13 protein-coding genes, 6 tRNA genes, 3 rRNA genes and 3 pseudogenes (1 of these 25 cut by a window edge) are annotated in these 19,120 nt (G+C 56.9%); 3 read left to right on the forward strand and 22 right to left on the reverse strand.

Going from position 1 to position 19,120, the window contains the following annotated elements; all coding sequences use genetic code 11:
* Positions 1 to 21: 21 nt before the first annotated feature.
* From rpoB to Atro_RS10855, 12 genes are all read right to left on the reverse strand, one after another.
* Positions 22 to 4,098 carry a DNA-directed RNA polymerase subunit beta gene (gene rpoB / locus Atro_RS10800; protein WP_497927581.1) on the reverse strand — a complete coding sequence of 1,359 codons (4,077 nt, stop codon included), beginning with the start codon at positions 4,096 to 4,098 and terminating at the stop codon, positions 22 to 24.
* Positions 4,099 to 4,310: 212 nt separating this feature from the next.
* Positions 4,311 to 4,679, reverse strand: coding sequence for a 50S ribosomal protein L7/L12 (gene rplL / locus Atro_RS10805; RefSeq protein ID WP_084339815.1), 369 nt, complete (start codon positions 4,677 to 4,679; stop codon positions 4,311 to 4,313).
* Between the two features lie 81 nt (positions 4,680 to 4,760).
* The gene (gene rplJ / locus Atro_RS10810; RefSeq protein WP_497927582.1) at positions 4,761 to 5,261 is read right to left on the reverse strand and encodes a 50S ribosomal protein L10; all 501 of its coding nucleotides are present in this window, start codon (positions 5,259 to 5,261) and stop codon (positions 4,761 to 4,763) included.
* Between the two features lie 194 nt (positions 5,262 to 5,455).
* Positions 5,456 to 6,151 (reverse strand): 50S ribosomal protein L1, encoded by a 696-nt coding sequence (rplA, locus tag Atro_RS10815; RefSeq protein ID WP_497927583.1) that lies wholly within the window; start codon positions 6,149 to 6,151, stop codon positions 5,456 to 5,458.
* On the reverse strand, positions 6,152 to 6,583 hold the full coding sequence (rplK, locus tag Atro_RS10820) for a 50S ribosomal protein L11 (RefSeq protein ID WP_039806175.1): 432 nt from the start codon (positions 6,581 to 6,583) through the stop codon (positions 6,152 to 6,154).
* A gap of 116 nt (positions 6,584 to 6,699) precedes the next feature.
* Positions 6,700 to 7,233: a transcription termination/antitermination protein NusG gene (gene nusG, locus Atro_RS10825; RefSeq protein WP_497927584.1), complete on the reverse strand. Its 534-nt coding sequence runs from the start codon at positions 7,231 to 7,233 to the stop codon at positions 6,700 to 6,702.
* A gap of 10 nt (positions 7,234 to 7,243) precedes the next feature.
* Positions 7,244 to 7,612: a preprotein translocase subunit SecE gene (gene secE, locus Atro_RS10830; protein WP_497927585.1), complete on the reverse strand. Its 369-nt coding sequence runs from the start codon at positions 7,610 to 7,612 to the stop codon at positions 7,244 to 7,246.
* A 41-nt stretch (positions 7,613 to 7,653) separates the two neighbouring features.
* A tRNA-Trp gene (locus tag Atro_RS10835) sits at positions 7,654 to 7,729 on the reverse strand.
* 54 nt (positions 7,730 to 7,783) lie between these two features.
* Positions 7,784 to 8,977, reverse strand: coding sequence for an elongation factor Tu (gene tuf, locus Atro_RS10840; RefSeq protein ID WP_497927578.1), 1,194 nt, complete (start codon positions 8,975 to 8,977; stop codon positions 7,784 to 7,786).
* 66 nt (positions 8,978 to 9,043) lie between these two features.
* Positions 9,044 to 9,119 (reverse strand) — tRNA-Thr (locus tag Atro_RS10845).
* 23 nt (positions 9,120 to 9,142) lie between these two features.
* Positions 9,143 to 9,216, reverse strand: a tRNA-Gly gene (locus tag Atro_RS10850).
* Positions 9,217 to 9,243: 27 nt separating this feature from the next.
* A tRNA-Tyr gene (locus Atro_RS10855) sits at positions 9,244 to 9,328 on the reverse strand.
* A 279-nt stretch (positions 9,329 to 9,607) separates the two neighbouring features.
* Between Atro_RS10855 and Atro_RS10860 the strand changes: the two are divergent.
* Positions 9,608 to 9,769, forward strand: a pseudogene (locus Atro_RS10860) (transposase); the annotation flags it as partial.
* Between the two features lie 129 nt (positions 9,770 to 9,898).
* On the opposite strand, the gene istB reads toward Atro_RS10860, so the two are convergent.
* The 3 genes and pseudogenes from istB to Atro_RS10875 all read right to left on the reverse strand — a co-directional run.
* On the reverse strand, positions 9,899 to 10,678 hold the full coding sequence (gene istB / locus Atro_RS10865; RefSeq protein ID WP_497927586.1) for an IS21-like element helper ATPase IstB: 780 nt from the start codon (positions 10,676 to 10,678) through the stop codon (positions 9,899 to 9,901).
* Between the two features lie 110 nt (positions 10,679 to 10,788).
* Entirely contained in the window at positions 10,789 to 10,947 is a 159-nt protein-coding gene (locus Atro_RS10870) for a hypothetical protein (RefSeq protein WP_497927587.1), read from the reverse strand.
* A 44-nt stretch (positions 10,948 to 10,991) separates the two neighbouring features.
* Positions 10,992 to 11,177, reverse strand: a pseudogene (locus tag Atro_RS10875) (helix-turn-helix domain-containing protein); the annotation flags it as partial.
* Positions 11,178 to 11,237: 60 nt separating this feature from the next.
* On the opposite strand from Atro_RS10875, the pseudogene Atro_RS10880 reads away from it, so the two are divergent.
* Positions 11,238 to 12,181, forward strand: a pseudogene (locus tag Atro_RS10880) (IS3 family transposase); the annotation flags it as partial.
* Positions 12,182 to 12,308: 127 nt separating this feature from the next.
* On the opposite strand, the gene Atro_RS10885 reads toward Atro_RS10880, so the two are convergent.
* Positions 12,309 to 13,064, reverse strand: coding sequence for a pantothenate kinase (locus Atro_RS10885; protein WP_497927588.1), 756 nt, complete (start codon positions 13,062 to 13,064; stop codon positions 12,309 to 12,311).
* Positions 13,054 to 14,013, reverse strand: a complete 960-nt coding sequence (gene birA / locus Atro_RS10890; protein ID WP_497927589.1) for a bifunctional biotin--[acetyl-CoA-carboxylase] ligase/biotin operon repressor BirA — start codon at positions 14,011 to 14,013, stop codon at positions 13,054 to 13,056. Before birA ends, Atro_RS10885 begins: the two co-directional genes overlap by 11 nt.
* A 308-nt stretch (positions 14,014 to 14,321) precedes the next feature.
* On the opposite strand from birA, the gene Atro_RS10895 reads away from it, so the two are divergent.
* On the forward strand, positions 14,322 to 15,080 hold the full coding sequence (locus Atro_RS10895) for an IS5 family transposase (protein ID WP_497927590.1): 759 nt from the start codon (positions 14,322 to 14,324) through the stop codon (positions 15,078 to 15,080).
* 303 nt (positions 15,081 to 15,383) lie between these two features.
* Here the strand turns inward: Atro_RS10895 and rrf are convergent.
* The 5 genes from rrf to Atro_RS10920 form a co-directional block, all read right to left on the reverse strand.
* Positions 15,384 to 15,499 (reverse strand): 5S ribosomal RNA (gene rrf, locus Atro_RS10900).
* A gap of 156 nt (positions 15,500 to 15,655) precedes the next feature.
* A 23S ribosomal RNA gene (locus Atro_RS10905) occupies positions 15,656 to 18,547 on the reverse strand.
* Between the two features lie 247 nt (positions 18,548 to 18,794).
* Positions 18,795 to 18,870 (reverse strand) — tRNA-Ala (locus Atro_RS10910).
* A gap of 43 nt (positions 18,871 to 18,913) precedes the next feature.
* A tRNA-Ile gene (locus tag Atro_RS10915) sits at positions 18,914 to 18,990 on the reverse strand.
* Between the two features lie 93 nt (positions 18,991 to 19,083).
* Positions 19,084 to 19,120, reverse strand: a 16S ribosomal RNA gene (locus tag Atro_RS10920) (it continues 1,498 nt past the right edge of the window).
* The 16S, 23S and 5S rRNA genes sit together here with 2 tRNA genes alongside, the layout of an rRNA operon.

Below are 19,120 nucleotides of genomic sequence, written 5' to 3' on the forward strand. Positions count from 1 at the left end.
CACCGCATGGACGGTACGTGGTTATTCGGTTTCCAGTTCGATGTCGATGCCGAGCGAGCGAATTTCTTTGATCAGCACGTTGAAGGACTCGGGCATCCCGGCCTCCATGCGGTGATCGCCGTCCACGATGTTCTTGTACATCTTGGTCCGGCCATTCACGTCATCCGACTTCACGGTGAGCATTTCCTGCAGGGTGTAGGCGGCACCATAGGCCTCCAGTGCCCAGACCTCCATCTCCCCGAAGCGCTGACCGCCGAACTGCGCCTTGCCGCCCAGCGGTTGCTGGGTCACCAGACTGTAAGAACCGGTAGAGCGCGCGTGCATCTTGTCGTCGACCAGGTGGTTCAGCTTGAGCATGTACATGTAGCCGACGGTGGTCGGGCGCTCGAACTGGTTGCCGGTCCGGCCATCGAACAGGCGCATCTGACCGCTTTCCGGCAGATCGGCCAGCTTCAGCATGGCCTTGATTTCGCTTTCCTTGGCCCCATCGAATACCGGCGTGGCCATCGGCACGCCACCGCGCAGGTTGTTTGCCAGGTCGAGGATCTCGGTATCATTCAGAGAGTCCAGCTCTTCTTCCTTGCGCCCGCCAATCTCGTTGTACACCTTTGCAAGGAACTGGCGCAGCTCGGCGACCTTGCGCTGCTCCTCAAGCATCCGGTTGATCTTCTCGCCCAGGCCTTTGGCCGCCAAGCCTAGGTGGGTTTCGAGGATCTGTCCGACGTTCATCCGCGATGGCACGCCCAGCGGGTTCAGAACGATGTCCACGGGAGTGCCGTTGGCATCGTGGGGCATGTCCTCGACCGGCATGATCACCGACACCACACCCTTGTTGCCATGACGGCCGGCCATCTTGTCGCCCGGCTGGATGCGGCGCTTGATGGCCAGGTAGACCTTGACGATCTTCAGCACGCCCGGCGCCAGGTCGTCGCCCTGCTGCAGCTTGCGCTTCTTGTCCTCAAACTTGTCGTCGAGCAGCTGACGACGATCGGACAGATAGGCCTGGGCCTTCTCCAACTGCTCGTTGAGCGCGTCGTCGGCCATGCGCAGCTTGAACCACTGCCCACGCTCGAGCCCGTCGAGCATTTCGTCTTCGATCTCGGTACCCTTCTTCAGGCCGGCCCCGCCTTCGCAAACGGCACCGACCAGAGCGACCCGTAGACGCTCGAAGGTAGCGCCTTCGACGATACGGAACTCCTCATTGAGGTCCTTGCGGATCTCGTCCAGCTGCATCTTCTCGATGGACAGAGCACGGGAATCGCGCTCGACGCCATCCCGGGTGAACACTTGGACATCGATGACGGTGCCCTTGGTGCCAGTCGGCACGCGCAGGGAAGTGTCCTTCACGTCGCTGGCTTTCTCGCCGAAGATCGCTCGCAGCAGTTTCTCTTCGGGAGTCAGCTGGGTCTCGCCCTTCGGGGTGACCTTGCCGACCAGGATGTCACCAGCCATAACCTCGGCACCGACGTAGACAATACCGGCCTCGTCCAGCTTGTTTAGCGCAGCCTCACCAACGTTCGGGATATCCGCAGTGATCTCTTCCGGGCCGAGCTTGGTGTCACGCGCCACACAGGTCAGCTCCTGAATATGGATGGTGGTGAAGCGGTCCTCCTGGACTACGCGCTCGGACAGACAGATGGAGTCCTCGAAGTTGAAGCCGTTCCAGGGCATGAACGCCACGCGCATGTTCTGCCCCAAGGCCAACTCGCCCATGTCGGTGGACGGGCCGTCGGCCATGATGTCGCCGCGCGAGACCTGATCCCCCTTGCTGACCAGCGGACGCTGGTTAATGCAGGTGTTCTGGTTGGAGCGGGTGTACTTAGTCAGGTTGTAGATATCGACACCAGCTTCGCCGGTTTCGACCTCGTCGTCATTAACGCGCACCACGATGCGGCTGGCGTCGACCGAATCGATCACCCCACCACGGCGAGCCACCACACAAACGCCGGAGTCGCGCGCCACGTTGCGCTCCATCCCGGTACCTACCAGCGGCTTGTCGGCACGCAGGGTCGGCACCGCCTGACGCTGCATGTTGGAGCCCATGAGCGCACGGTTGGCATCGTCATGTTCGAGGAACGGAATCAACGAGGCAGCAACAGACACCACCTGACGCGGCGAGACGTCCATCAGCGTGACGTCTTCCGGCGCCTTGACAGTAAACTCGTTCAGATGACGGACAGCCACCAACTCGTCAATCAGCCGGCCACTTTCGTCTAGCGTTGCCGAAGCCTGAGCAATCACGTGGTCGGCTTCCTCAATGGCAGAAAGGAACACGATCTGGTCGGTGACCTGCCCTTCCTTGACTACACGGTATGGGCTCTCCAGGAAACCGTACTGATTGGTGCGAGCATAGGCAGCCAGGGAGTTGATCAAGCCGATGTTCGGACCTTCAGGCGTTTCGATCGGGCAGACACGACCGTAGTGGGTCGGGTGCACGTCGCGCACTTCGAAGCCGGCACGCTCGCGGGTCAGACCGCCTGGACCGAGAGCGGAAACACGGCGCTTGTGAGTGATTTCCGATAGCGGGTTGTTCTGGTCCATGAACTGCGACAACTGGCTGGAGCCGAAGAACTCCTTGACCGCGGCTGCCACTGGCTTGGCGTTGATCAGATCCTGTGGCATCAGGCCTTCGCTTTCGGCCATCGACAGGCGCTCCTTGACCGCGCGCTCGACGCGGACCAAGCCAACCCGGAACTGGTTCTCGGCCATTTCGCCGACACAGCGCACGCGACGGTTACCCAGGTGGTCAATGTCATCGACGATGCCCTTGCCGTTACGGATATCGACCAGGGTCTTGAGCACGTCGACGATATCCTCGCGGCTCAGCACACCAGGCCCCTCGATCTCTTCGCGACCGATGCGGCGGTTGAACTTCATGCGACCCACAGCGGACAGATCGTAACGCTCGGCGCTGAAGAACAGATTGTTGAACAAGGTCTCGGCTGCATCTTTGGTCGGCGGCTCGCCCGGACGCATCATGCGGTAGATCTCGACCAATGCTTCCAGCTGATTGGTGGTCGAGTCGATCTTCAGAGTGTCGGAAATAAACGGACCACAATCGATGTCGTTGGTGTAGAGAGTCTCGATGCGTACGACTTGAGCCTTGGCGATCTTCACCAGCAGATCGGGGGTCAGCTCGCTGTTGCACTCGGCGATGATCTCGCCGGTAGACGGATGCACTATAACCTTGGCCGTGGTGCGGCCAGTGACATATTCCAGCGGGACGTCCAGCTCCTTGATACCGGCCTTTTCCAACTGATTGATATGACGAGCAGTAATGCGCCGCCCCTGCTCGACGATGACCTTGCCAGCAGCGTCCTTGATGTCGAATGCAGCGATTTCGCCACGCAGACGTTGCGGCACCAGCTCCAGACTGAGGCCATGCTCTGTCACATGGAACACATTGGTGGCGTAGAAGATGTCCAGCACCTCTTCGGTGCTGTATCCCAGCGCACGCAGCAACACCGAGGCCGGCAGCTTGCGGCGACGGTCGATGCGGACGAACACAGCATCTTTCGGATCGAATTCGAAATCGAGCCAAGAGCCGCGGTAGGGAATGATGCGAGCGGAATACAGCAGCTTGCCAGAGCTATGGGTCTTGCCACGGTCGTGGTCGAAGAACACACCTGGGGAACGGTGCAGCTGAGAAACGATCACACGCTCGGTACCGTTGACGATAAAGGTGCCGTTCTCGGTCATCAGGGGGATTTCCCCCATGTAGACTTCCTGCTCCTTGATGTCCTTGATCGCCTTGTTCGAAGACTCCTTGTCGAAAATGATCAGGCGCACCTTCACGCGAAGCGGTACAGCAAAAGTTACGCCACGCAGCACGCACTCCTTGACGTCGAAAGCCGGCTCGCCCAGACGGTAGCCAACGTATTCCAGAGCGGCATTGCCGGAATAGCTGATGATCGGGAAAACGGATTTGAAGGCTGCGTGCAAGCCAACGTCGCGGAGCCTGTCTTTGCTCGCACCGGCCTGCAAGAACTCGCGGTAGGAATCCAACTGGATAGCCAGGAGATAAGGCACATCCATGACGTCCGGCAACTTGCTAAAGTCCTTGCGGATACGTTTTTTCTCAGTGTATGAGTAAGCCATCAGCGTTCCCCAGCTTGGTCACCTGCTTATTTGGCCTCTCCGGAGGGGAGCGGCCAGAAATCGTGCAGGCCGATTGCCTGCGCCACCTCTGAGGTGGTAGTCATGGGCGGCGACAGACAGCAAGCCACCCACAACGGAAAAAGGCCGGTGGCTCCAGCCACCAGCCATCAGCCTTACGCAAGACGCGTAGGCTGTAGACGCAAGATCGTCGCTTACTTGAGCTCGACTTTCGCGCCAGCTTCTTCCAGGGCTTTCTTAGCAGCCTCGGCCTCTTCCTTGGAAACGCCTTCCTTGACCACGCCGGGAGCGCCGTCGACGACAGCCTTGGCCTCTTTCAGACCCAGACCGGTCAGCTCGCGAACGACCTTGATCACGTTCACTTTCTTTTCGCCAGCCTCGGCGAGAACGATGGTGAACTCGGTCTGCTCTTCGGCGACCGGAGCAGCGGCAGCCGGACCGGCAGCCACGGCAGCGGCTGCAGTCACGCCGAACTTCTCTTCCATCGCCTTGATCAGCTCAACGATCTGCATGACGGACATTTCGGATACGGCGTTGATGATATCTTCGTTGGTCAGAGCCATGACTCTAATTCCTGTGAGGGATAGACGGCCTTTTCGCGGCCATCAAAGTTAAATATGAGTACGAAAGAAGCCGGATGCCGATCAGGCAGCCGCACCTTCTTTCTGGTCGCGAATTGCCGCCAAGGTACGGGCCAGCTTGCTGGTAGCGCCCTGAATCACGCTCATCAGCTGTGCAACGGCTTCGTTGTAGGTCGGCAGGGTAGCCAATACGTCGATCTGGTTGGCTGCGAGGAACTGCCCCTCGAATGCAGCGGCCTTGATCTCGAACTTGTCCTGGCCCTTGGCAAACTCCTTGAAGATACGGGCTGCAGCGCCCGGATGTTCGTTGGAGAAAGCGATCAGGGTCGGGCCCTTGAGCGCGTCGTTCAGGATCTCGAACTGAGTGCCTGCAACAGCGCGGCGGGCCAGGGTATTACGCACGACTCGCACGTACACACCAGCCTCGCGGGCCTCTTTACGGAGTCCGGTCATGGCGCCGACGGTCACGCCACGGGCATCAGCCACGACAGCGGACAGGGCAGCCTTGGCAGCCTCGTTGACTTCAGCGACGATGGCCTTCTTGTCTTCGAGCTTGATTGCCACGGGTTTACTCCTGGATATTACCGTTTCGCCCAGCAGAGCCGGACGCGCTTTGGTGTCTGATTCGGTACGAATCGGGAGCACCATCTGCGTAGGCTGAGGGTTTAAGGCTTGCGCCGCCTACGGTCTTGGATAGCCCCCGCCAGGCAGGGACCCCAATAGTCGGCGTGACGAATCAGCCCGCCACGCTCAATGCTTTAGGCCTCCAGAGAAGCCTGATCGATGACCAGCCCCGGCCCCATGGTCGTGCTGAGGGTCACACGCTTGACGTAGACTCCTTTGGAGGTGGACGGCTTCAGGCGCTTCAGATCACTCAGCAGGGCTTCGACGTTCTGTTTCAGCTTGACCGGTTCGAAATCGACCTTACCCACCGAAGCGTGGATGATACCGTTCTTGTCGGTACGGAAGCGCACCTGGCCAGCCTTGGCGTTTTTCACCGCCGTGGCTACGTCGGGGGTCACGGTACCCACTTTCGGGTTCGGCATCAGACCACGCGGACCAAGGATCTGACCCAACTGACCAACGACACGCATTGCATCCGGAGAGGCAATAACCACGTCATAGCTCAGATCGCCACCCTTCATTTCGGCAGCCAACTCGTCCATGCCTACCTTGTCGGCACCAGCGGCCAAGGCTGCTTCGGCAGCAGGCCCTTGGGTAAACACGGCAACGCGCACGCTCTTGCCGGTGCCGTTCGGCAGCACGGTGGCGCCACGCACAACCTGGTCAGACTTACGCGGATCCACACCAAGATTAATGGCGATGTCTACAGATTCTTTGAACTTGATGGTGGAGAGATCAGCCAGCAGAGCGGCAGCTTCTTCGAAGCCGTACTGCTTGCCTGCCTCTACCTTTGCAGCGATCGCCTTCTGGCGCTTGGTCAGCTTAGCCATTTAAACACCCTCCACGTTCAGGCCCATGCTGCGCGCGGAACCAGCGATGGTACGCACAGCAGCTTCCAGGTCAGCGGCCGTCAGATCGGCCTGCTTGGCCTTGGCGATCTCTTCCAACTGAGCACGGTTCACGGTGCCGACTTTCTGGGTGTTCGGACGAGAAGAACCACTGGAGATACCGGCCGCCTTTTTCAGCAAGACGGATGCCGGGGTGCTCTTGGTTTCAAAAGTAAAGCTGCGGTCACTATAGACGGTGATGATCACCGGAGTCGGCAGACCCAGCTCCATGCCTTGGGTCCTGGCGTTGAACGCCTTGCAGAACTCCATGATATTCACACCATGCTGACCCAGAGCCGGACCGACCGGCGGCGACGGATTGGCCTGGCCGGCCTTCACTTGCAGCTTGATATAAGCCTGAATCTTCTTAGCCATGCAAAACTCCAGTTATGGGTTCAAACGCCCGAAGGCTCCCCTATTGCTTTCGCGATTGCCCTAGTGACGACAAAACCCCGCAGCCTGTGACTGCGGGGTATGGGTGAGTTCTTCAGCTATGCCTTTTCGACTTGACTGAACTCCAGCTCCACTGGTGTGGAGCGACCGAAGATAAGCACCGCTACCTGGATGCGACTCTTCTCGTAATTGACCTCTTCCACGACCCCATTGAAATCTGCAAAGGGGCCGTCAATGACACGCACCACCTCACCCGGCTCGAACAAGGTCTTCGGCTTTGGCCGATCACCGCTGTCAGCCACTCGACGAAGAATAGCCTCAGCCTCCTTGTCGGTAATGGGCGCGGGCTTGTCGGCAGTACCGCCAATAAAACCCATGACACGAGGCGTATCCTTGATCAGGTGCCACGTTGCCTCGTTCATCTCCATCTGGACCAGCACGTAACCTGGAAAGAACTTCCGCTCGCTTTTGCGCTTCTGGCCGTTCCGCATTTCCACCACCTCTTCGGTGGGAACCAGAATCTCGCCGAACTGATCTTCCATCCCGGCAAGTTTGACCCGTTCGACCAACGAGCGCATGACATGCTTTTCGTAGCCTGAATAGGCATGAACAACGTACCAACGCTTAGCCACGAATGCACCCTTAACCAACGATCATGGAAACCAGCCAACCAAGCAGGGAATCAAGCCCCCACAATAGTAGTGCCATCACCAGAACTACAGCCACCACGATCAATGTGGTTTGCGTAGTCTCTTGACGGGTCGGCCAGACAACCTTGCGAATTTCGGCACGCGCCTCTTTCGCCAGAGAGAAAAAGACCTGCCCCTTACTGGTCTTGAGCGCAACGAAAGACGCCACCCCCCCCAAAGCCAGCAACGCAACCACGCGATATAGAATGGATTCTTCGGAGTATAGTTGATTACCAACCACACCTACAGCGACCAAGAGCACTACCACGAGCCACTTTACCAAATCAAAGCGAGACTCTTTAGCTTCAGCCTTGGCATTCATCCGAGAAACCCTATAAGAAATGCCAGAAATCCTTTGAAATCTGGCAGGCCAGGAGGGAATCGAACCCCCAACCTGCGGTTTTGGAGACCGCCGCTCTGCCAATTGAGCTACTGGCCTAAAACTTTGACAAGGCCAACAATTCTGTCAGCCCTACAAGAAAAAATCAACGAATTACTCGATAATTTTGGCAACCACGCCGGCGCCCACGGTACGACCACCTTCGCGAATGGCAAAGCGCAGGCCGTCTTCCATGGCGATCGGAGCGATCAGGGTGACGACCATCTTGATATTGTCGCCTGGCATCACCATCTCGACGCCTTCCGGCAGCTCGACGTTACCGGTCACGTCAGTGGTGCGGAAGTAGAACTGCGGACGATAGCCCTTGAAGAACGGAGTGTGACGACCACCCTCCTCCTTGGACAGCACGTACACTTCGGCCTCGAACTTGGTGTGCGGCTTGATGGTGCCCGGCTTAGCCAGAACCTGGCCACGCTCCACGTCTTCGCGCTTGGTACCACGCAGCAGGGCACCAATGTTTTCGCCGGCACGACCTTCATCGAGCAGCTTGCGGAACATTTCCACGCCAGTGCAGGTGGTCTTGGTGGTCGGACGGATACCGACGATTTCCACCTCTTCACCCACCTTGACGATGCCACGCTCGACACGACCAGTCACCACGGTGCCGCGACCAGAGATCGAGAACACGTCCTCGATCGGCATCAGGAACGGCTGATCGATGGCACGCACCGGCTCCGGGATATAAGAGTCCAGGGTTTCCACCAGCTTGCGCACAGCAGAAACGCCGATGCCGTTGTCATCCTTACCTTCCAGCGCCATCAGTGCGGAGCCGGTGATGATCGGAGTGTCATCGCCCGGGAAGTCGTAGGTCGACAGCAGATCGCGCACTTCCATCTCGACCAGCTCCAGGAGCTCGGCATCGTCCACCATGTCGGCCTTGTTCAGGAACACGACGATGTAGGGAACGCCTACCTGACGCGACAGCAGGATGTGCTCGCGAGTTTGCGGCATGGGGCCATCGGCAGCCGAGCAGACCAGGATCGCACCATCCATCTGGGCAGCGCCGGTAATCATATTCTTCACATAGTCGGCGTGACCGGGGCAGTCAACGTGCGCATAGTGGCGAATAGCGGAATCGTACTCAACGTGGGAAGTGTTGATGGTGATGCCGCGAGCCTTTTCTTCCGGCGCGTTGTCGATCTGGTCGAAGGCGCGAGCAGAGCCACCCCAGGTCTCGGAGCAGACCTTGGTCAGCGCAGCCGTCAGAGTGGTCTTGCCATGGTCCACATGACCGATGGTGCCAACGTTGACGTGCGGCTTATTACGCTCGAACTTTTCTTTAGCCACCGAGACCACCCCACAAGAATCACACCACCAAAACAAAGGCAGATACTCTCATATCTGCCTTTAATATGGAGCTCATGAGCGGATTCGAACCGCTGACCTCACCCTTACCAAGGGTGTGCTCTACCAGCTGAGCTACATGAGCAAAAATCCAGCAACAACCAAACCTGGAGCGGGTAGCGGGAATCGAACCCGCATCATCAGCTTGGAAGGCTGAGGTTCTACCACTGAACTATACCCGCATGGCCATCAGGCTAATGCTCAAAATCTGGTGGAGGGGGAAGGATTCGAACCTTCGAAGTCTATGACGTCAGATTTACAGTCTGATCCCTTTGGCCACTCGGGAACCCCTCCTAAACCTGCCTGCATTCTGCACTGCAGCTCCACAGCCGTCAAGGGTTTTTTCTTTAAAAACCTGAACTTACCTTACCCGACTGCTACTTTAGGCGATTTTCAAACTAGCCATCACCTGAAAGCGGGCGGAATTCTATTCAAGACGCATAGGACTTGCAAGCCCTTCCATCCTCTTTGTTGCTCCTACAACCTAAAGCCTGTTATTAACCCGTTCGTTTCTTGATCTTGCCCAGCCTCAGTCGACACCCCGTTAAGCGATACACTGCAACGAGGTGAATCATGGCAAGGCAAGCAAGCCCGATGAAACCAATCCGTACTCGCTACTCCCAAGTCTACAAGGATGAGGCACTGGCCCTGGCCGAGCGAATTGGCGTCAGCCAGGCCGTCGAACAACTCGGCCTGCAGCCTTCCCAGCTCTATGGCTGGCAGAGCAAGCAACAGTAGAACCAGGTCGGCAGCGAGCACGAACAGTTGTTGGCCGACGAGAATGCCCGGCTCAAGCTGTCAACGCCGACTGAAAACTGACCCACCTTGGCCCTCATTTGCCGAAGTAATAATGACCCACCTGGATCACTCGGGTTTACGGTTCTGGCGGATCACGCCCGCCTTGCGTTTATCCTTGAGTCGGTAGCTTTCTCCGGTCAGGGTGAGGATGTGGGCGTGGTGCAGGAGCCGATCCAGCATGGCCGCCGTCAGCGTGGCGTCGCCGCTGAAGGCATCGGCCCACTGGCTGAACGGCAGGTTCGAGGTCAGGATCATCGAGCCCTTTTCATAGCGTTTGGCGACGACCTGGAAGAACAGGTTGGCCTCCTCGCGCCCGAACGGCAGGTAGCCGATCTCATCGATCACCAGTAGGCGCGGCGCCAGGATGGTGCGATTGAGATAGGCCTTCAGTCGCCCCTGCCGCTGGGCGGCTCCCAGTTGCAGCATCAGGTCGGCCGCCGTGATGAAACGGGTCTTGAGGCCGCTCTGTGCCGCCCGATAACCCAGCGCGATGGCCAGATACGTCTTGCCGACGCCCGAGGGGCCGATCAGCACGATGTTTTCGGTGCGCTCGATGAACGCCAGGCCTGCCAACTCGTGCAGCAGGGCCTTGGGCACGCCAGGGCTGAAGCTGAAGTCATACTCCTCCGGCGTCTTGATCGCCGGGAAGCAGGCCATTCGCGTCAGCAACTCGCGGCTGCGCTGCTGGCGAAAGCCGTGCTCGTGCCGCAGCAGCTGCTCCAGGAAGTCGCCGAAGCTCAGGTCGCCCCTGACCGCCTGCTGGGCCAACAGCGGGTAGTGATCGACGATGCGCTCAAGCTTGAGCGCCTGGCACAGTTCGGCGATGCGCGCGTGTTGCAGGTTCATGCGCAGGCCTCCCGAATCGACTCATAGACCGATAGCGGATGCTGCAACGACTCATGCGGTACGGGTCTTGGCCGGTTACCCAACAATGGCTCCCAGTCCCGCCGCAGAGCCTATGGCAAGGGTGTCAGCAGGCCTTGCTCCCGACGCCAGCGATCGATCGTGCGTTCGCCGAGCATGGCATGCACGCGCACATTGGCGACCTCGGCCAGCCAGTCGCCGACCAGCCGATTGGCTGTGCCGCAATCCACCAGCAGGCCAGCGGCTTTCACCCGGCTGTGCAGTGGGTTGTAGAGGCTCTCGCGCAGATAGCGGTGTAGTCATGGAAGGGGTCGAGCTTGGTGGGCCTGGGGTCTCGCGGCGAGTAGCGCGGGACGGCGGGCTCCTTGAGGTAGCGCCGAACGGTGTTACGGGACACGCCCAGCATCTTGGCGATCTGCCGAATGCCGTGCCCTTGACGAGCCAATACTCTGATCTCCACTGCTTGCTCCTGGGTCAACATAGGCGGCCTCGAAAAGGCCGCGACGTTAGCCCAGGTGGGTCAGTTTTACATCGGCGCTAACAGCGACTGCTCGCCGAACAGGCCGAAGAGTTGGCCATCGTAAAAAAGGCCGCCGCGTACTTTGCCAGGAGCCTCAAGTAAGGTACGCCTTCATACGGGCACATGCGCGCTAGTTCCCGGTAAAAGCCATGTGCCGCGTGCTGGGCGTCGCCCGCAGTGGCTACCATGCCTGGCGCTCGCGGCCGCCGTCCAAGCGTCACCAGCGGCGGGCGAATCTGGATCGGCAGGTTGCAGAGGCCTATCGTGCACGCGAGGGTCGTAGTGGGGCCCCACGGTCGCGTCACGATCTGCGGGAAGCCGGGTTGTTCTGCAATCGCAAGACGGTCGCCACCTCGATGCGGCGTCAAGGGCTGCCAACCAAGGCAGCCAGGAGGCCCAAGGCCACAACCAACTCCCAGCACTCGCTGCCGGTGGCCGACAACCTGCTTCGACAGGACTTCACGGCGACAGCGCCGAACCAGAAATCCAGAAATGGGCGGGTGACATCACCTACCTGCACACGGAGGCAGGCTGGCTGTATCTGGCGGTGATCATCGAACTGTACTCGCGCAGGGTGATCGGCTGGGCCATGAGCGAGCGCATGACGGCCGAGCTGGCCCGCGATGCCTTGCGCATGGCCCTGTGGCGGCGCAAGCAGCCCCAAGGCGTGATCGTGCATACGGATCGAGGCAGCCAGTACTGTTCGGCAGCCTATCGGGAACTGCTCCATGTCTATCGGCTGCGCAAGATCAGAGTGCGAAGGGTAATTGCTATGACAACGCCTGTGCCGGAAGCTTCTTCCACAGCCTGAAGGTCGAGTGCATTCACGGAGAACGCTTCGGTACGCGCGCCAGATGCGTCAAACCGTGTTCGAATACATCGAGACCAACTACAACCGCCAGCGGCGTCATAGCACGCTGGGATACATCAGTCCGGAAGTCTTCGAGGCCCGGATGAGTGCTTAAACCTGTGTCCACGAGTGCTGGGCAAGATCACAAAGCTATATACCTTGAGAAGAAGACCAATCACTCCAAAGCCAATAAAATAAATTCAACACCAGCAACAAAAGAAAAAGCCAGCGCATGTGTAACCTCAGAAAGGAATTGGGCAAGCGATAGCAAGCCCGCTAAAGATCAAATCGGGCACAATCTTCGCACGGGGCAAAGCATCAATGACCACAGAGGCATCCCCACCAGTCAGAAAGACCTCATAGTCATCACCCCAATACTCTATTGCCAGATCCACCTGAGAGCGTACGAATCCTTTCAACATTAAGGCACATCCACGCTCTACTGCATCAACCGTAGAGCGACCCGGAGCAAGGGGCTCAACCATAAGACCATTAGAGGCAATAGCGTCATATTGAATGCGCCTAGTGTGCGCACATAACCGACTGCGTAGCAGCGGTAGCCCGGGACAAATAAATCCTCCCTTATGCTCACCATCAGCAGCAACAAAATCCGCCGTGACCGCCGTGCCCAAATCCAGCACTAGACAGGCACTAGTCGAGAGCTGGAATGCAGCAATGATAGCCATCCATCTATCAAGCCCTAAATTTTCATAATTTATATATCCATTACGCACTCCAGCCAAGCAAGATGCCGGCCTCGCAACTAATACATTGAGTCCAAAATTTTGAGTAAGGCACCTTTCTATATAAGCAGTCTCCTCATCACTACGCACACTCACCATACGACAATGGTGCGATTCATGAAATATTCGAGCCCCTTTTAAAGCACAGAGCAACTCTTCAGGCGACCTAACCGCACCACTCAGAAGCACCCGAGAAGCTTTATCAATAACTCGCCACTTTATAAAACTATTGCCACAGTCAAGCTCAATGACCATCACATAACCTCAGACTGATTTCGCCCCCACTATACCGCTGCTCTATTCCATTAACGCTCAGACGTAGAGCCCCAACAGAATCAACTCCTAAAATCAAGCCATTGACCTGCTGTGATCCTGCAACTAAGACCACTTGGCGCCCCTGCCATAAGTGGTTTGACTCCCACTCACTTCGGAAAGCAGCAAATCCTAATTCTATATGACGTGCCAAATATTCATGTATTTGTCGACTTAGCTTACAGATAAAATCATTCCTATCAATGAGCCGCCGGAGCTCTAATTGCATAGATGTCCACGGCTGCTCAATAGAGCTCTCATTCTCCATATTAACATTGATACCAATTCCCACTACAACATGACATAGATCCCCAGGATCCCCCCTCAACTCCAAGAGGATTCCTGCTATTTTTTTTCCTTGCACCAGAACATCATTTGGCCATTTCAGCCCAGCTTCAGTAATACCTGCCCCTCGTAACGCATGCATCACTGCAAGCCCAACTACAAGGCTTAAACCCTCTAGCTGGCGAGCTCCACCCTGAACCTGCTTCACTAAGCTTAAATAAATATTCACTCCAAATGGGCTTTGCCAAACACGACCACGCCTTCCTCGCCCTGCAGCCTGCCGCTCAGCTAGTACCAAAAAAGGGGAGCCAACTCCCTTCTCTAAAAGCCTGAGCGCCTCAGTATTTGTCGAATCCAAAAAGTCATAAATGTAAAAAGGCCAAAGGTCGGCCAAACCCTTTTTACTTAGTTCCAAGCTGGCTAACAAAACCAATGGCTGAGCTAATTTATACCCTTTGCCCCTAACTCGATTGAGCCGAATCCCTAACTCAGCCTCTAAGCGCTGCATTTGCTTCCAAACGGCACTCCGACTAATACATAATGTGTTTCCAATTTCTTGCCCTGAATGAAAATGGCCATCTTGAAGAAGCTTTAATAAGGTCAACATTTGAGGCCCCGCTTCAATATGAGAGCAGCATAATAACGAGACACATCTAAAAACCCAATGGACTTGGAAAGGCTTGGCGTAAGGGTGGGTTGTGTTCGGCAATGCAAATCTGGATGGCACTCCAACACTACGTGAACCCAAACCGACCACACTTGAACTGCCGGCCGGCGAGTAGGGAGAACCAGTTTTCCACCAGTTTGAGCCAAAAAGCTAACGTCGGTGGTGGGCTTTGGGTCAGATAGAGTTTTTCGATCTTGCCATGATTAGGTTCTGTTGACGCAAGCCCAGTGCTAAAACTGGGCTTTGCCATGACTGACAGAAGCCGTCTGAGCGATACCGACGGGTCCCGTATCCAAAGTCTGCTGAGCGCCACGAAGGGGATCCGGCTGACCCGTACTCTCCGCTGTCGCCGCTTTGTCGAGGCGGTGCTCTGGATACTACGCAGCGGCGCTCAATGGCGGATGCTGCCTCGTTGCCTCGGCTCCTGGAACAGCGTTTTCAAACGCTTCACCCGCTGGTGCCGGCTCGGCATCTGGGACCGGCTTCACTCGGTACTGGCTCGGGACGCCGACCTTCAGCACGTCTGCATCGACAGCTCCGTCGTGCGTGCCCATGCCTGTGCAGCCGGGGCGGCCAGCAGTACTGCGGCCCAGGAGGCACTGGGGCGTTCGCGAGGAGGCTTCAGCAGCAAGATCCATGTGTTGACCGATGCGCTGGGGTTACCGATTCGCTTCATCCTGACGGAGGGTCAAGCGGCCGATATCAGCCAGGCGATCCCACTCATGGCGGGGATCGCCACGTCGGCACTGCTGGCCGACAAGGGCTATGACGCCAACCCGCTTCTGGCCTGGCTGAAGGAGCGCCAGATCCAGGCCGTCATTCCCGCCAGACGGAACCGCATCGAGCAACGCTCCTGCGACTGGCATCTCTACAAGGAGCGGCACGTGATCGAGTGCCTGTTCGGCAAGCTGAAGCACTACCGGCGGATCACCACTCGCTATGAGAAGAGGGCCAGCCATTTCAAGGGAATGCTGGCTTTTGCGGCTGTTTTGCTATGGCTGCGCTGATACGTCAACAGAACCTAGGAGCATAGCAACATCGGCAGGCCGTTATTTCGATTATAGATGGGGCTCACGGAGCGGTTTCGGCTGGAGAGGATTGAAATCGGGCTCATAACAACCTCATGCTGGATGCTCTGAAGCAGGCCTTGCATGCACACCAGCCACACGAACTGATCAACAAGGACCGCCTTATCAAGAAAATGATAGCGCTTTCATGGCACTCAAGCTTGCCCGCTCTCGGCCCCGCTGCCGAGTGCTCCAAACAAAAACCCCCGAGCCGTCTGTTGCGGCTCGGGGTTCGGGATAGGCGCTTGACGATGACCTACTCTCGCATGGGGAAACCCCACACTACCATCGGCGATGCGTCGTTTCACTGCTGAGTTCGGGATGGGATCAGGTGGTTCCAACGCTCTATGGTCGTCAAGCAATTCGGTGGGGACGTCGCGGTCAGGCGCCATCCCGTATCGGGCATGTGATACTGCAGTCTCGGTGGCTTTGCGGTTCAGCCAAATTTTCGGTTCAGTCGGCTTCGACCTCACCCCTGCACCGCCCTGTCGGGGGCCAGATTGTTTGGGTGTTATATGGTCAAGCCTCACGGGCAATTAGTATGGGTTAGCTCAACGCCTCACAACGCTTACACACCCCACCTATCAACGTCGTAGTCTTCGACGGCCCTTCAGGGAGCTCGAGGCTCCAGTGAGATCTCATCTTGAGGCAAGTTTCCCGCTTAGATGCTTTCAGCGGTTATCTTTTCCGAACATAGCTACCCGGCAGTGCCACTGGCGTGACAACCGGAACACCAGAGGTTCGTCCAACCCGGTCCTCTCGTACTAAGGTCAGCCCCTCTCAAATCTCAAACGTCCACGGCAGATAGGGACCGAACTGTCTCACGACGTTCTAAACCCAGCTCGCGTACCACTTTAAATGGCGAACAGCCATACCCTTGGGACCGGCTTCAGCCCCAGGATGTGATGAGCCGACATCGAGGTGCCAAACACCGCCGTCGATATGAACTCTTGGGCGGTATCAGCCTGTTATCCCCGGAGTACCTTTTATCCGTTGAGCGATGGCCCTTCCATACAGAACCACCGGATCACTAAGACCTACTTTCGTACCTGCTCGACGTGTCTGTCTCGCAGTCAAGCGCGCTTTTGCCTTTATACTCTGCGACCGATTTCCGACCGGTCTGAGCGCACCTTCGTACTCCTCCGTTACTCTTTGGGAGGAGACCGCCCCAGTCAAACTGCCCACCATACACTGTCCTCGATCCGGATAACGGACCAGAGTTAGAACCTCAAGCATGCCAGGGTGGTATTTCAAGGATGGCTCCATGGGAACTGGCGTCCCCACTTCAAAGCCTCCCACCTATCCTACACAAGCAGGCTCAAAGTCCAGTGCAAAGCTACAGTAAAGGTTCACGGGGTCTTTCCGTCTAGCCGCGGATACACTGCATCTTCACAGCGATTTCAATTTCACTGAGTCTCGGGTGGAGACAGCGCCGCCATCGTTACGCCATTCGTGCAGGTCGGAACTTACCCGACAAGGAATTTCGCTACCTTAGGACCGTTATAGTTACGGCCGCCGTTTACCGGGGCTTCGATCAAGAGCTTCGCTTGCGCTAACCCCATCAATTAACCTTCCGGCACCGGGCAGGCGTCACACCCTATACGTCCACTTTCGTGTTTGCAGAGTGCTGTGTTTTTAATAAACAGTCGCAGCGGCCTGGTATCTTCGACCGGCATGGGCTTACGGAGTAAATCCATCACCCTCACCGGCGCACCTTCTCCCGAAGTTACGGTGCCATTTTGCCTAGTTCCTTCACCCGAGTTCTCTCAAGCGCCTTGGTATTCTCTACCCGACCACCTGTGTCGGTTTGGGGTACGGTTCCTAGTTACCTGAAGCTTAGAGGCTTTTCCTGGAAGCAGGGCATCAACCACTTCGCCTTCGTAAAAGAAGGCTCGTCATCAGCTCTCGGCCTTGAACACCCGGATTTGCCTAAGTGTTCGGCCTACCACCTTAAACTTGGACAACCAACGCCAAGCTGGCCTAGCCTTCTCCGTCCCCCCATCGCAGTAACTAGAAGTACGGGAATATTAACCCGTTTCCCATCGACTACGCTCTTCAGCCTCGCCTTAGGGACCGACTCACCCTGCGTCGATTAACGTTGCGCAGGAACCCTTGGTCTTTCGGCGTGGATGTTTTTCACACCCATTGTCGTTACTCATGTCAGCATTCGCACTTCTGATACCTCCAGCAAGCCTCTCGACTCACCTTCACAGGCTTACAGAACGCTCCTCTACCGCGCATCTTGCGATGCACCCGTAGCTTCGGTGCCTGGTTTGAGCCCCGTTACATCTTCCGCGCAGGCCGACTCGACTAGTGAGCTATTACGCTTTCTTTAAAGGGTGGCTGCTTCTAAGCCAACCTCCTAGCTGTCTAAGCCTTCCCACATCGTTTCCCACTTAACCAGGACTTTGGGACCTTAGCTGACGGTCTGGGTTGTTTCCCTTTTCACGACGGACGTTAGCACCCGCCGTGTGTCTCCCGTGCTGACACTTGCCGGTATTCGGAGTTTGCATCGGTTTGGTAAGTCGGGATGACCCCCTAGCCGAAACAGTGCTCTACCCCCAGCAGTGATACACGAGGCGCTACCTAAATAGCTTTCGAGGAGAACCAGCTATCTCCGAGCTTGATTAGCCTTTCACTCCGATCCACAAGTCATCCGCTACCTTTTCAACGGGAGTCGGTTCGGTCCTCCAGTCAGTGTTACCTAACCTTCAACCTGCTCATGGATAGATCGCCCGGTTTCGGGTCTATACCCAGCGACTAAACGCCCTATTAAGACTCGCTTTCGCTACGCCTCCCCTAAACGGTTAAGCTTGCCACTGAATATAAGTCGCTGACCCATTATACAAAAGGTACGCAGTCACCCAACAAAGTGGGCTCCCACTGCTTGTACGCATACGGTTTCAGGTTCTATTTCACTCCCCTCTCCGGGGTTCTTTTCGCCTTTCCCTCACGGTACTGGTTCACTATCGGTCAGTCAGGAGTATTTAGCCTTGGAGGATGGTCCCCCCATGTTCAGACAACGTTTCACGTGCGCCGTCCTACTCGATTTCACGCGCCGGATCCTTTCGTATACGGGGCTATCACCCACTACGGCGGCCCTTTCCAGAGCCTTCTACTAGAATCCAGCCCGCTTAAGGGCTAGTCCCCGTTCGCTCGCCACTACTAAGGGAATCTCGGTTGATTTCTGTTCCTCAGGGTACTTAGATGTTTCAGTTCCCCTGGTTCGCCTCTTGCCCCTATGGATTCAGGACAAGATACCCAGCTTGTGCTGGGTGGGTTCCCCCATTCAGAGATCTCCGGATCACAGTCTGTTTGCCGACTCCCCGAAGCTTATCGCAGGCTACCACGTCTTTCATCGCCTCTGACTGCCAAGGCATCCACCGTATGCGCTTCTTCACTTGACCATATAACCCCAAGCAATCTGCTTCTCAGCAGGCTCGAGCGGTTCGTGAAGACGACATTCGCCGAAAATTCGCGCTTGAACTCGCAAATTTACCTTGACCCGATCGACTGCAGTGAAACAATCGATCAGTCTACTTCTATCACATACCCGAATTTTTAAAGAACGTTCTGGCGCAAAGTCCAGAAATCAATGTTCACCGACCGAGATCCGGAAACATTCATTTCTGCGCTTTAGCGATATGGAGTGGTTGGTGGAGCCAAGGAGGATCGAACTCCTGACCTCCTGCGTGCAAAGCAGGCGCTCTCCCAGCTGAGCTATGGCCCCTCTACCCTCTCCCGAGGGCGAACCGGCCACGCCCCTTGACAATTGGTGGGTCTGGGCAGATTCGAACTGCCGACCTCACCCTTATCAGGGGTGCGCTCTAACCAACTGAGCTACAGACCCAATCGTCTCACTCTCGGGTCTAGACCCAATCGCTTTTTTGCCAGTGAATCAAGCAATTCGTGTGGGTGCTTATGAAAAGCTGGGATCTTCGATTAAGGAGGTGATCCAGCCGCAGGTTCCCCTACGGCTA

This window comes from Azotobacter tropicalis (genome assembly GCF_059739045.1).